The organism is Streptomyces sp. NPDC001709 (assembly GCF_053596375.1).
This window is the reverse complement of the sequence record NZ_JBSFGB010000003.1, coordinates 348,028-361,575: the sequence shown is the minus strand read 5'-3', so window position 1 is coordinate 361,575 and position 13,548 is coordinate 348,028. Positions and strand designations below refer to the sequence as shown.

At 71.1% G+C, this 13,548-nt stretch carries 9 protein-coding genes and 1 pseudogene; 9 read left to right on the top strand and 1 reads right to left on the bottom strand.

The annotated features are described in order from the left end of the window. Positions 1-95: 95 nt before the first annotated feature. A complete protein-coding gene (locus tag ACWC0C_RS06740; protein WP_450862150.1) occupies positions 96-2,672 on the bottom strand; it encodes a hypothetical protein in 2,577 nt (858 codons plus the stop codon). Between the two features lie 801 nt (positions 2,673-3,473). Between ACWC0C_RS06740 and ACWC0C_RS06735 the strand changes: the two genes are divergently transcribed. From ACWC0C_RS06735 to ACWC0C_RS06695, 9 genes and pseudogenes are all read left to right on the top strand, one after another. Beyond that, positions 3,474-5,084 carry an alpha/beta hydrolase gene (locus ACWC0C_RS06735; RefSeq protein WP_450862148.1) on the top strand — a complete coding sequence of 537 codons (1,611 nt, stop codon included), beginning with the start codon at positions 3,474-3,476 and terminating at the stop codon, positions 5,082-5,084. Positions 5,085-5,601: 517 nt separating this feature from the next. Next, positions 5,602-8,001 (top strand): annotated as a pseudogene (locus ACWC0C_RS06730) (ATP-binding protein); the annotation flags it as partial. 87 nt (positions 8,002-8,088) lie between these two features. Beyond that, positions 8,089-8,523: a roadblock/LC7 domain-containing protein gene (locus ACWC0C_RS06725; protein ID WP_449199080.1), complete on the top strand. Its 435-nt coding sequence runs from the start codon at positions 8,089-8,091 to the stop codon at positions 8,521-8,523. A 2-nt stretch (positions 8,524-8,525) separates the two neighbouring features. Continuing rightward, positions 8,526-8,897, top strand: a complete 372-nt coding sequence (locus ACWC0C_RS06720; RefSeq protein WP_449199081.1) for a DUF742 domain-containing protein — start codon at positions 8,526-8,528, stop codon at positions 8,895-8,897. Continuing rightward, positions 8,875-9,474 carry a GTP-binding protein gene (locus tag ACWC0C_RS06715; RefSeq protein ID WP_449199082.1) on the top strand — a complete coding sequence of 200 codons (600 nt, stop codon included), beginning with the start codon at positions 8,875-8,877 and terminating at the stop codon, positions 9,472-9,474. Before ACWC0C_RS06720 ends, ACWC0C_RS06715 begins: the two co-directional genes overlap by 23 nt. Positions 9,475-9,535: 61 nt before the next feature. Next, on the top strand, positions 9,536-10,111 hold the full coding sequence (locus ACWC0C_RS06710) for a GAF domain-containing protein (protein ID WP_449199083.1): 576 nt from the start codon (positions 9,536-9,538) through the stop codon (positions 10,109-10,111). Positions 10,112-10,301: 190 nt separating this feature from the next. Continuing rightward, the gene (tdh, locus tag ACWC0C_RS06705; RefSeq protein WP_450862145.1) at positions 10,302-11,330 is read left to right on the top strand and encodes an L-threonine 3-dehydrogenase; all 1,029 of its coding nucleotides are present in this window, start codon (positions 10,302-10,304) and stop codon (positions 11,328-11,330) included. A gap of 54 nt (positions 11,331-11,384) precedes the next feature. Then, the gene (locus ACWC0C_RS06700; protein ID WP_450862143.1) at positions 11,385-12,578 is read left to right on the top strand and encodes a glycine C-acetyltransferase; all 1,194 of its coding nucleotides are present in this window, start codon (positions 11,385-11,387) and stop codon (positions 12,576-12,578) included. A gap of 31 nt (positions 12,579-12,609) precedes the next feature. Continuing rightward, positions 12,610-13,515: a LysR family transcriptional regulator gene (locus tag ACWC0C_RS06695; RefSeq protein WP_450862141.1), complete on the top strand. Its 906-nt coding sequence runs from the start codon at positions 12,610-12,612 to the stop codon at positions 13,513-13,515. The last annotated feature ends 33 nt before the right edge of the window (positions 13,516-13,548 follow it).

Below are 13,548 nucleotides of genomic sequence, written 5' to 3'. Positions count from 1 at the left end.
CCGACCACCGCCGCGGACGTGGGGGGAGATGCCTGGTGCGGCCGTCCGGCCGGTCCGGCCGACGCCGTCGGTGCGCGCCGGCCGGACCGGTCGGCTCACCTGCTCAGGCTGAGCCTCCACAGACCACGGCCGTGTGTCGCGGCGACCACCGCGTCACCCGAGGGCAGGAGGGTGATGTCGGTCGTCACCGAGCTGGGCAGGCCGTGGCCGAGCCGGGACCAACGGGTCGGAGACCTGACGTCGGCGACGTAGACGAGGTGGTCGGTGGCGAGGATCAACTGTCCCTTCGCGATGACCATCGCGTCCGCCGGGACGTCCGGCAGATTGCCGCTGATGTCCCTCCAGGTCGCCCCGCCGTCCAGCGACTCGAAGACGTGCCCGACGCCGCCACCCGGGATCCACTTGCGAGAGTACGCGCCGTAAACGGCGTAGACGTGGGCGGGATGAGCCGGGTCGCTGACGATCCGGGTGACGTAGCGGTTCGGCAGGTTCGGTGCGGTGACGGTGTGCCAGGTGCCCCCGTAGTTGGTGGCGATGCCGCTCTTGAAGCCGTTTCCGTCCTCGTCCGAGGGCACGCACGGACCGCACCAGCCGACATAGTCGACGCCGTTGTCGGCTTCGACCGCGGTGGTCGAGGCGGTCTCGCCGAGGTCGTGGACAGGCTGCCAGTCGCATGTCCCGGCGGCCTTCGCGCAGACTGTGCCGAAACCCTTCCGGGTCTCCCATACGTACCGGCCCGAGATCACCCAGCGGTCGCCGTTCGCCCTGTCGGCGGTGAACGGGGCGATGAACTGCATCTTCGGATCACAGCCGGCGATCGGCGCACCGATCTGGCAGCTGGGGCTGATCTCCCGGAATGCCGCGGCCGTGCCGTCGGAACGACCGCCGACGGTGGTCACCGCGATGTCGCCGTAGGTGTATTCGACGGCCGCGCGGTCGGCGTCGTCCGGGTCCACGATGACATCGCCGCCGTCACCGGCGAACGGCTGGATCACGTCGTGGGAGTTGCCGCGCACCAGGGTTGCGCCGTTGTCCTGCAGACCTCCCCACAATGCTGTTCCGCCCTGAGGGTCGCGCCCTGCGCCGACGTAGAAGTACTGGAGCGTGTGCAGGCCGGCGTTGAGGTCGGCCCAGCCTGCCGTGGCGTGGTCGGTCGTCAGCCGGGTCCACACGCCGCCGTCGCTGCCCACGTACAACCGGCCCTCGTCGTTGATCGCGATGGCGTGCTGGTCCGTGTGGACGGTGGGCGGGCAGCCCGTGGCGGTGCCGTAGCAGGGCAGTGTGTAGTTCCAGAAGGGTGCGATCGTCGTCCAACTCGCGCCGCCGTCGCGGGATTCGTAGATCTCCTCCAGGCCGAGGTAGAGGTGTTGCGGGTCGCGTGGGTCGACCTTGACGTACTGGTTGTACCAGGAGCCCACCCCCGGCTCGTAGGTGGACGGGAACGACTGGGCGGATCCGGAGCTGCCCAGCGTCCCGGCGTCCGCGACGAGCGTCCACGGCCCGTTCGGATCGCCGTTCGCCGACTTGTACACGCCCTTGAGCGAGGTCGACTGCATCGGCGAGGGTCGCTTGCCGGCGGAGTAGGCCGGCGACTGGATCACCGCGTACAGGGCGCTGCCGTCGGGGGCGTAGGCGAGGCTGGTGCGGCCGATGTCGGAGTCGTCGATCCCGGCGGGCCGTATCCGCTGGAAGGTACCCGGCGCGCCGCCCTTCGTGGAGAGGTAGAGCCCGTCGTAGGGGGTGCCGTTGCGGAAGCCGAGTGCGGCCAGCACCGTGGCGCCGTGACTGCCCGGCCGGACGGTGACGCTGGAGATGATGGAAGTCCGAGCGGGGTCCTTGTCCGGGTTGGGGTCGGGGCTGAGCACGCGTCGCCACGGGGTGTCCAGCGGACCGGAGAGCGGGCGGCGCCACAGGCCGTGGCTCGTCGCCGCGAACACATACGAGTCGTTCGTCGCCAACGCGGCGACTTGGGCGTTGAGTAGCTCGGAGCCGCCGACCCGCTGGAAGGTCCGGCCGTGGTCGGCGGAGCGGTAGACGCCCTGGCCGGTGTAGTTGTCGGCGCTGGTGTTGGCCTCACCGGTGCCGACCCACAGGGAGTGGTCGGCGGGATTCACCCACAGCGAGCCGATCGACTCGGTGGACGCGTGCTGGAACCCGGGGGTCCAGGTCCGGCCCGTGTCCTTGGACCGCCAGACGCCGCCGTCCGCGAACCCGGCGTACACCCATGGGCCGTCCGTGGCGAGCGCGGACGCCCTGCCGGTCACCAGGCCCCAGCCGGAGCCGTAGTCGGAGAAGGACGGGTCGGCATAACCGGGGGTCTCGCTGCCGGCCGAACCACTGGTCACCTCGGACCAGGTGCCGCCACGCACCGGAAGCCGGTCGCCGGCGGCCGTTCCCGCAGCGAGGGCGGCGCCGGAAACCGTGGCGGACGGGGCCGTACGTGCCGTGGCGAACTGGAGGGTTCCGGCGACCGGGTCGTCAGGATCACCGCCGTCGTCGTCGGCCGGTTGCATGCCGCCGGTGTTGCTCAGGCGCACCTGCCGGGCGAGCGCGGCGAACTGACGGTCGGCGGACGGATGGTGGGTTCGGGGGACGGCAACGCCGGGTGTGCCGCCGGTGAGAACCGCCGTGGCCACCATGGCGGCCACGAGCAGGCTGGCGCGAGGGAGCATCACATGCCTCCTGGGCATCGGAGCGCGAGTTGTGTCGCACGGTGCTCCCGCCACCACAGGACGCGGGTGAGCGTAAAGGATCAGTCCACGGCTCGCATAGCCTCAATTCGGTTTCGTGCGGATGGGATTGCCGTGGGACAGGCATCGCCCACTGCGCTGCGCTCGGGATCGGGGGCCATCCGCCAGGTCCCGATCCCGGTCCCGGTCGCGCCGGGAAGAAGGTCCGCAATCCGTGCCTTCGATGCGCGGCCACTGGTGATGACCTGCGGGAACACGGCTTGCGGTGTGGCTGCTTGGGGTCAGCCGACGCTGCCGGAAGAGGCCGGTCACCCATCGGCGGCGGCCGTCCACCGGGGCTTCTCGACTCACCGTCCATAACGCCGAGTTATGGATGGGTGACGTCTCCCCGGCGGCACACAAGCGGCCGAATACTTCTCCTCACGCACACCACCCATCGCCAAGTGCGCGGCCTACCAGGCCAGGCTTCCCGTCCGGACGACCAGCTCCCGCCATGCCGCCCGGGCGGGAACCACGGCCCATGACCGCGGCGCGGCCGCTGCCGCTGCTGTTCGAGCCGTGACGCGCCTTTGCGCCCGCCCTCACGTTCGACGTGCCCGCCCGCGCGTGCCCGACCGCCGGTCCTTCCCTGTGGGTAGGGGAATCGAGCGCACGCACGATGGGCCATCGTCATCGCAGCCGCCTTCGACCGCACCGACGCGATCACCTGCCCGGCGAGTCACAGTTGAGTAACGCCCACTCGGAAGGTGGTATGTGATATTGCACATGGCACATGATGCCTCCATGACAAAAGCCAGAGTCCTGTTATCGGTCGTCGCCGTCATCGGCGGAGTCTGCGCGGGCATCACCCCTGCTTCGGCTTCCTCGACCGCGCCAGAGGGCACGGGTCAGGGGAAGCTCGCCTGGAGCTCCTGCCGCGACGCGGCCACTCCCGCGCTGCAGTGCGCCATGCTCGAAGTGCCGCTGGACTACACCCAGCCGAACGGCACCAAGATCAAGATCAAGGTGAACCGGCTCCCGGCCACCGCGCCCAAGAGTGAACGGCAGGGGCCCATCCTTCTGAACCCCGGCGGCCCCGGCGACTCCGGCCTGTGGATGCCCGCCTACATCTCCGGGAAGATTCCCCAGGACGTCGCCTCGACCTACGACTGGATCGGCTTCGACCCGCGCGGCACCAACGCCAGCGAACCCCACGTCACGTGCGACGCACACTACTTCGACGCCGAGCGGCCGGACTATCAAGTCGGCCAGGGCACTTCGCAGGCGTGGCTGGAGAAGTCGGCCAGGTACGCCGCCGACTGCGCGGCGAACTGGAGCTGGTTCCTGCCGCACATGACCACCGTCGACAACGCGCGCGACATGGACAGCATCCGGCGGGCGCTCGGCGTTCAGAAGATCAACTTCTACGGTGGTTCGTGGGGCACCTCGCTGGGCTCGACGTACGGCCAGCTCTTCCCGTCGCACGTGCGCCGGATGGTGCTGGACAGCATCGTCGGCCCGACCATCAGCTGGTACGACCACAACATCCTGCAGGACAAGGAGCACCAGCGCCGCTTCGACGCCTTCGCGGCATGGACCGCCAAGGCCGACTCGGTCTACCACCTGGGTACTGACGCTGCCGCCGTGGAGCAGAAGTACTACCAGGTCGAGGCCGCGTTGCGGACCAGCCCGGTGGCTGCCGCTCCGGCCCCCGGCAAGATCGGCCCCGCGGAGTTCGAAGACACCTTCTACGGTGGCGGCTACAACTTCCTGCGCTGGCCGCAGATGGCAACCGTGCTGTCGGCCTACCTCACCAAGAACGACACCCGCCCGCTGCAGAGCGCCTACAACCGCTATGCGGCCCCGGGTGCCGACGACGGCGCGTTCCCCGCGTACAACGCGGTCCAGTGCACCGAGAACCGCTGGCCGCGCGACTGGGAGTTCTGGAAGAAAGACCAAGCCAAGGTCAACGCGGTCGCTCCCTTCTACACCTACAACAACATGTGGTACAACGCCGCCTGCATGTTCTGGCCCTACCAGGGCAACCCGGCCGGCCGGCTGAAGATCACCGGCAAGGGACTGCCGCCCGTCCTGCTCTTCCAGGCCACCGAGGACGCCGCCACCCCCTACCCGGGTGCCCTCGCCATGCACAAGGCACTGCCCGGATCCAAACTGGTCGTCCAGAACGGCGGCAGCTTCCACGAGATCCTCTTCCACGGCAACGCCTGCCTGGACGACACCTTTGCCGACTACCTGCGCGACGGCCGCCTCCCCGCAGGCAAAGGTGTCATCGCCAAGACGTGCGCACCCGAACCCGACCCCACCCCGGTCTATGTGACGCCGCCCCCCGCCACCGTGAAAGCCGAGCCCGCCCTGCCGGTCACGGATCCCCAGGCCATCCACGGCGCCAGGTAACGCAACGCTCCCGCTGGGATGGGAGGGTCGGGCAGCCCGGGGCAATGGCACCCCCGGGCTGCCCGCGGCTTTGGTGGCGGCATGTACCTCCTCGCGCCGCCAATCCCAGGCCAAGGCCGACACTCTGAGTGACATTCCGTGGGTGCTGTTGATGGTGGAAGCGGAGTGGTGGTGGGGAGCGCCGGAGGGCGCCGGGGTGGTGGGCCGGTGTGGGGTCACCGCCCCACGACTTTTCCTTCTGATCGGATTTGACCAGGCCGTATCGGTCTCTTTCGGCTCGATCTCGGATGCCCGGCCGGGTTATCGGTCTGTCGTACGACGCTTCATACCAGAGTGGGACGCTCCTCGGGGGAGTTTGTCAACTGCCCGCCGCACATGATGCGCAAGCAACTACTGTGAGTGCCCGCCGCGTCGCGCGGCCGGGTTCTCCGGTTCCGCAGGCCGACGTCGCGATGACGCATGCCCGCCTCGCGCACCGCGTGAGGAACAGGCCCGACGGACCAGTACGAGGACGCAGATGTCTCACCTCCGAGCACCGGCCACCCGTGCCGACCGCCGGGAGGGCGGTCGGCACGGGCGACCGGTCGCCCGACCCGCTCCCGCACTGCCCGAAACGCACATACGGCCTCAGCTCATGCGGCTCGCCGTGCTGCCGCCGCTCGCGGTCGCGCTCGGCGCCACCGCGGCGGTGCTGTTCAGCATCCGCGCCACCGGCGCCCGTACCGGCCCCACGCTCTGGGCCGTGCTCGCCGGAGCGGTCACCGTGACCGTCGCCGGGATCCTCATCGCCGCCGTCGCCGCCGACCGGGCCGCCCGCTCGGTCTCCGACCGCGTCGACGCGCTGCGCCAGGCCGCCGCACGCGGCGAGGCCGACCTGCACGCGCTGGTCGACGCGCTGCGCCAGGGGGAGACCCCGTCGCCGCGTGCGCAGCGCCGCCGACCGCCGGAGGACGCCGACGACTTCGAACTGCTCGCCGCCGACCTGGCCCGAGCGCACGACGGCGCCGTCGCCGCCGTCGTGCGCGCAGCCCAGCTCTCCAGCCAGACGGGCAGCGAGCAGAAGCTGGAGGTCTTCGTCAACCTCGCGCGCCGGCTTCAGTCGCTCGTGCACCGGGAGATCTCGATCCTCGACGAGCTGGAGAACGAGATCGAGGACCCCGACCTGCTCAAGGGCCTGTTCCACGTGGACCACCTGGCCACCCGCATCCGGCGCCACGCCGAGAACCTCGCGGTGCTCGGCGGCGCCGTCTCCCGGCGCCAGTGGAGCAACCCGGTCAGCATGACCGAGGTACTGCGCTCCGCCATCGCCGAGGTCGAGCAGTACTCCAGGGTCAAGCTGGTACCGCCGATCGACGGCGAACTGCGCGGCCACGCCGTCGCCGACGTCATCCATCTACTGGCCGAACTCATCGAGAACGCCTCGGTGTTCTCCGCGCCGCACACCCAGGTGCTGCTGCGCGCCAACCTCGTCACCTCCGGGCTCGCCGTGGAGGTCGAGGACCGCGGGCTCGGCATGCCCGTCGGCGAACAGAACCGGATGAACGCCCTGCTCGCCGACCCCGACCAGGTCAACGTCGCCAGCCTGCTGGCCGATGGCCGCATCGGCCTCTACGTGGTCTCCCAGCTCGCCCGCCGGCACGGCATTCACGTGCGGCTGCAGACCAATATCTACGGCGGTGTGCAGGCCGTACTCGTCGTCCCGCAGGTGTTGTTGGGTACGGCGCCCGGGGCGGCCGACGCGGGTGCCGGTGCCGGCGCCGGCGCTGGGGCGGGCGTACCCCGGCCGCAGCGGCCGACGGACACCGGTGCGTCGCCGCAGGTGCGGATGCCGGGGCAGGGCGGTGGGCATGGCCCGGGTCAGGGTCAGGGCCATGCCGGTGTGCATGGCCAGGGGCTTGGGCCGGGGCACGGGACGCACGGGCCGGGGCAGGTGCGGGGGCCTGTCCCGGCGCCGGTTCCCGCACCAGCGGCGGGAGTGCGGTCCGGGGGCGTGGGCCCCGCGTACGGCGGTACCGGGCACGAGACCGGGTCCCTCTCCGACTCGGGGGCCGAGGCGGTCTGCGGGGGCGAGGTCGGCTCCGGGCACGACGTCGACTCCCGAGGCGAGGACGGCCCTGGAGCCGGACCGGCTCCGGCGACCGGTCGCCGACGGCACGCCCAGCGCGGCAGCGGACGGCGCGGCGCCGAAAGCGGGGCCGGGCGGGGTGACGGCGGGCCGGGCGAAGGTGCCTTGGCACCGCTTCCCGTGCGCGGCGCCCGGCAGGACCGGCCGAACCCCGCCGAGGCCCTGCCCGGCATCAGCACCGAGGACCGGGCGGCGGTCGAGGCGCACGCGGGCGTCCTGCCCACGCCCCGCGTCGGCGGCGCCGTACGCGGCACCATGGGCAAGCCCCAACTACCCCGCCGCCGCGCCCAGGAGCACATCGTCCCCCAGCTGCGCGGCGGCCCCGCACCCCGCCCGGACGACGATACCGTCCCGGGCCACGACCCGGGGCTGATGGCGGCCTTCCGGCGCGGTATCGGACTCGCCGAGGCGCAGCAGCACCTGGAGAGCCAGGAGCCCAGCCACCGGGATGCCGGCCACCCGGACTCCGGTCACTTCGTCTCCGGCCCGCTGGAATCCATGCGCCTGGGCTCAACTCACATGGACGCGGCCCACATGGACCCGGCACACATGGACGCGGCCCATATGGAGCCCGTCCATAGAGACACCGCCGCTCACCTGTCGGGACATCACATCGTGCCCGCCGTAAGCGAGTTCAGCGATCCAGCGCGTGCGCGGACCGACCACATGGGCCCGGACCACATGGGCCCGGACCACATGGATCCGCCCCCCATACCCCAGGGGCGCGCCCACGCGCCCGTATCCGACGGTGTCCGTGGCACCGGCCGACCCGACGGGAGCGCCCCGGCCGGCTGACCACCCGCACCGCACCCACCCCCACCACCTACACCCACCCCCAAAACCCGCGCTCCCGCACATACCCCAAGGAGTCGATCCACCATGGCGAGCGACGCGCCGACCGCCCACGCATCCGACCTCGACTGGCTGCTGAGCGGCCTCGTGCAGCGCGTACCGCACACCACCAGCGCGGTGCTCCTGTCCTGCGACGGACTGGTGAAGTCCCTGCACGGCCTCGACATCGACAGCGCCGACCACATGGCGGCCCTGGCCTCCGGCCTGTACTCGCTCGGCCGCAGCGCGGGCGTCCGGTTCGGCGACGGCGGGGACGTCCGCCAGGTCGTCGTCGAGCTCGACTCGACCCTGCTGTTCGTCACCACCGCCGGATCCGGCACGTGTCTCGCCGTGCTCGCGGGCCGCGAGGCCGACGCCGCCGTGCTGGGCTACGAGATGGCGATGCTCGTCAAGAGCGTCCGCCCCTACCTGGTGACCGCGCCCCGCCAGCACGCCGTCGAACCCACGGCGACGAGGCCTTGAGCGTGGCCGCAGCCGGCGACGGGCCCTGGCTGGACGACGCGGCCGGACGGCTGGTGCGCCCGTTCACCGTCAGCAACGGACGCACCGAGCCCAGCATCGCCCTGGACCTGATGTCGCAGGTGATGGCCACCGGCGTCACCCCGCTCGGCTATCTCGGCCCCGAGCACGCCCAGGCGCTCGACCTGTGCCGGGGGCCCGTCTCGGTCGCCGAGGTCGCCGCGTATCTGAAACTGCCCGCCGTGGTCACCAAGGTGCTGCTCTCGGACCTCGTCGACTGCGGGGCGCTGACCACCAAGCCGCCCGTCTTCCACACCACACCCACTGACCGGTCTCTGCTGGAGGCAGTGCTCGATGGACTACGACGACAGCTCTGACCCGTTCCCCACCGCACTGAAGATCCTGGTGGCCGGCGGCTTCGGGGTCGGCAAGACGACCTTCGTGGGCGCGGTCAGCGAGATCGCGCCGCTCAGCACGGAGGAGTTGCTCACCACGGTCAGCGTCGGCACCGACAGTCTCGACGGCGTCGAGAACAAGATGGAGACGACGGTCGCCATGGACTTCGGCCGGATCACCCTCGATCCGGACCATGTGCTGTACCTGTTCGGCACGCCGGGGCAGGAGCGGTTCTGGTTCATGTGGGACGAGCTGTCCGAGGGCGCGCTGGGCGCGGTGATCCTCGCCGACACCCGCCGGCTGCAGGACTGCTTCGCCGCCGTGGACTTCTTCGAGGAACGCGGACTCGCCTTCATCATCGCCGTCAACGAGTTCGACGGCTCCTACCGCTACGACCCCGACGAGGTGCGCGCCGCCATCGACCTCGACCCCGAGGTCCCCGTCGTCCGCTGCGACGCCCGGATCTCCAGCTCCGGCGTGCAGACCCTGCTCACCCTGGTACGCCACCTGCTCGCCCACGCCCCGGCGACCGCGCCGAGCCATCGTGCCCACATGTGATCCCGCACTACCGTCCACGGAGCCGCCCTATGAGATACGCCCACAGCGCTGGAGCCCGGCCATGACGTACGAGCCGCCCCGACCGGTCCGGGGTCTGCTGCTCACCCCCGAGGACAGGGAGGCTCCCGCCCGCGTCCACCGGTTGCGCCTGCTCGGCCTGGTGGACGGTCCCGACCCGGCGCTGGACGCCTTCGCGGACCATCTCGCCGGGCTCACCGGCGCACCGTACGCCATGGTCAACTTCATCGGCGAGGATCACCAGTTCTTCGCGGGCCTCAGCGTCCCCGTCACGGCGCCGGTCCTGCGGGAGGACGGCAGCAGGCCGGAGTTCGGCCGGCTCCTGCCGCGCGACCACGGGTTCTGCCCCCATGTGGTGGTCCGCCGCAAGGCTTTGGTGCTCGAGGACGTCCGCGACTATCCGCGGTTCGCCGGGAACCCGGTCGTGGACGAGTACGGCATCCGCTCCTATCTCGGCGCCCCGCTCATCGACAGCTCCGGCATGGCGCTCGGCACCGTGTGCGCGGCCGACACCGAGCCCCGGGCCTGGGGGAGAACGGGTCTGGAGACCATCAAGGCGCTGGCCGCCGACCTCGTCGTACGCCTCGAACGAAGCGCCGACGACGGTCTTCCCCTGTGATGGATCACAGTGGCCCCGCAGCCTGGGACACCTGGGGTGTGAAGCAATTCTGCGGCGGTGGTTAAGAAAAGCTCGATGGACCCGCGGCCCGCGCATACGGCAGATTGCGGGGTGATTCCACCCCTCTGACCCGGTGCGGGCTTCTTACGTCTGTCCGCGGGCCGGGACCTCACCCACAGGAGCCGTACGCGTGAAGGCGCTGGTCAAGGAGAAGGCGGAGCCGGGGCTCTGGCTGACGGACGTCCCGGAGCCGGAGATCGGCCCCGGTGACGTACTGATCAAGGTCATGCGGACCGGTATCTGCGGCACCGACCTGCACATCCGGTCCTGGGACGGCTGGGCGCAGCAGGCGATCCGCACCCCGCTCGTGGTCGGGCACGAGTTCGTCGGACAGGTCGTCGAGGTCGGCCGGGACGTGACCGAGATCCGCATAGGAGACCGGGTCAGCGGCGAGGGCCATCTGGTGTGCGGCAAGTGCCGCAACTGCCTGGCCGGCCGCCGTCATCTGTGCCGGGCCACCGTCGGCCTCGGCGTCGGGCGTGACGGCGCCTTCGCCGAGTACGTCGCCCTGCCCGCGGGCAACGTCTGGGTGCACCGCGTGCCGGTCGATCTGGACATCGCCGCGATCTTCGACCCGTTCGGCAACGCCGTGCACACCGCGCTGTCCTTCCCGCTGGTCGGCGAGGATGTCCTGATCACCGGTGCGGGCCCGATCGGCCTGATGGCCGCCGCCGTCGCCCGGCACGCCGGCGCCCGCAACGTTGTCATCACCGACGTCAGCGAGGAGCGCCTGGAACTGGCCCGCAAGATAGGGGTGAGCCTCGCCCTGAACGTCGCCGAGTCCAGCATCGCCGACGGCCAGCGGGAGCTGGGCCTGCGCGAGGGCTTCGACATCGGCCTGGAGATGTCCGGCCGCCCCGAGGCCATGCGGGACATGATCGCCAACATGACGCACGGCGGCCGGATCGCGATGCTCGGCCTGCCGGCGCAGGAGTTCCCGGTGGACTGGGCCCGGATCGTCACCTCGATGATCACGATCAAGGGCATCTACGGCCGCGAGATGTTCGAGACCTGGTACGCGATGTCGGTGCTGCTGGAGGGCGGCCTGGACCTCGCTCCCGTGATCACCGGCCGGTACGGCTACCGCGACTTCGAGGCGGCCTTCGCCGACGCCGCGAGCGGCAAGGGCGGCAAGGTCATCCTCGACTGGACCGCGTAGGCCGTAAAACGCGCAACCGCCCTTCACCGCAAGCACCTTCAGGAGAGCCCCCTCATGTTCGACACCGTCCGCGACGACCTGCGCGCCACCCTCGACGAGATCCGTGCCGCCGGACTGCACAAGCCCGAGCGGGTCATCGGCACCCCGCAGTCCGCGACCGTCGGCGTCACCGCCGGCGGCCGCCCCGGCGAGGTCCTCAACTTCTGTGCCAACAACTACCTCGGCCTCGCCGACCACCCCGAGGTGATCGCCGCCGCCCACCAGGCGCTGGACCGCTGGGGCTACGGCATGGCCTCCGTGCGCTTCATCTGCGGCACCCAGGAGGTGCACAAGGAGCTGGAGGGCCGGCTGTCGGCCTTCCTCGGCCAGGAGGACACGATCCTGTACTCCTCCTGCTTCGACGCCAACGGCGGTGTCTTCGAGACCCTGCTCGGCGAGGAGGACGCGGTGATCTCCGACGCCCTCAACCACGCCTCCATCATCGACGGCATCCGCCTGTCCAAGGCCCGCCGCTTCCGCTACGCCAACCGCGACCTCGCCGACCTGGAAACGAAGCTGAAGGAGGCGTCCGACGCGCGGCGCCGGCTGATCGTCACCGACGGCGTCTTCTCCATGGACGGTTACGTGGCGCCCTTGAAGGACATCTGCGACCTCGCCGACCGCTACGACGCGATGGTCATGGTCGACGACTCGCACGCCGTCGGCTTCGTCGGCCCGAGCGGCCGCGGCACCCCCGAGCTGCACGGCGTCATGGACCGCGTCGACATCATCACCGGCACCCTCGGCAAGGCGCTCGGCGGCGCTTCCGGCGGCTATGTCGCCGCCCGCGCCGAGATCGTCGCCCTGCTGCGCCAGCGCTCCCGCCCGTACCTGTTCTCCAACACCCTCGCCCCGGTGATCGCCGCCGCCTCCCTGAAGGTCCTCGACCTGCTGGAGTCCGCCGACGACCTGCGCGTCCGGCTGGGCGAGAACACCGCGCTGTTCCGCCGCCGGATGACCGAGGAGGGCTTCGACATCCTCCCCGGCGACCACGCCATCGCCCCCGTCATGATCGGCGACGCGGCCGAGGCGGGCCGCATGGCCGAGCTGCTGCTGGAGCGGGGCGTGTACGTGATCGGCTTCTCCTACCCGGTCGTCCCGCAGGGCCAGGCCCGCATCCGCGTCCAGCTGTCCGCCGCGCACTCCACGGACGACGTCAACCGAGCGGTCGACGCGTTCGTCGCGGCGCGCGCCGAGCTGGCGGCCTGACCAGCGCGGATCGCTTGCGATAATTGACGGCATGATCGAGGCACGGCGGCTCCACATCCTCCGTGCGGTGGCCGACCACCGCACGGTCACCGCGGCGGCCGCCGCCCTCTATCTCACCCCCTCGGCCGTCTCCCAGCAGCTCACGGCCCTGGAGCAGGAGACCGGCCACCGGCTGGTCGAGCGCAGCGCCAAGGGTGTACGGCTCACCCCGGCCGGCGAGATCCTGCTCAGCCACACCAACGCGGTCCTCGCCCAGCTGGAGCGGGCCGAGGCCGAGCTGGCCGCCTATGGTTCGGGAGAGGCGGGCACGGTCACCGTCGCCGCCTTCGCCACCGGCATCGCCCAGGTCGTGGCCCCGGCCGTGGCCCGGCTCGCGAACACCGCGCCCGGCATACACATCCGCGTCCAGGACGCCGAGGGCGATGCGAGCCTGCCCATGGTGCTGGACCGGCAGGTCGATGTCGCGGTCGCCGTGGAGTACCGCGGTGCCCCGCCCGCCGACGACCCCCGGCTCACCCATGTCCCGCTCTACGCCGAGCCGTTCGACGCGGTCGTACCCCTCGGCCACCGCCTCGCCGACGCCGTCGAGGTGCCCCTCGCCGAGCTGGCCAAGGACCCCTGGATCGGCCCGTACCCCGGCAACCCCTGCCACGACGTGGTCGTCCTCGCCTGCGAGAACGCCGGATTCCAGCCCCGTCTGGAGCATTCCTCCGACGACTTCCGCGCCGTCGTCGCCCTCGCCTCGGCCGGTGCGGGCGTGGCGCTCGTACCGCGCTCCGCACTGAACGGCATGGACCTCACCGGGGTCGTCGTACGCCCCGTCGACGGCGTGGCCCCGACCCGCCGGGTCTTCGCCGCCGTACGGCGCGGAGCCGAGGAGCACCCGCTGATCCGGCCGGTGCTGGAGGCGCTGACGCGGGCGGCGCGGGAGGCGTGAGGCTCGCGTAACCCGCTTGTCTCATATCCGGGA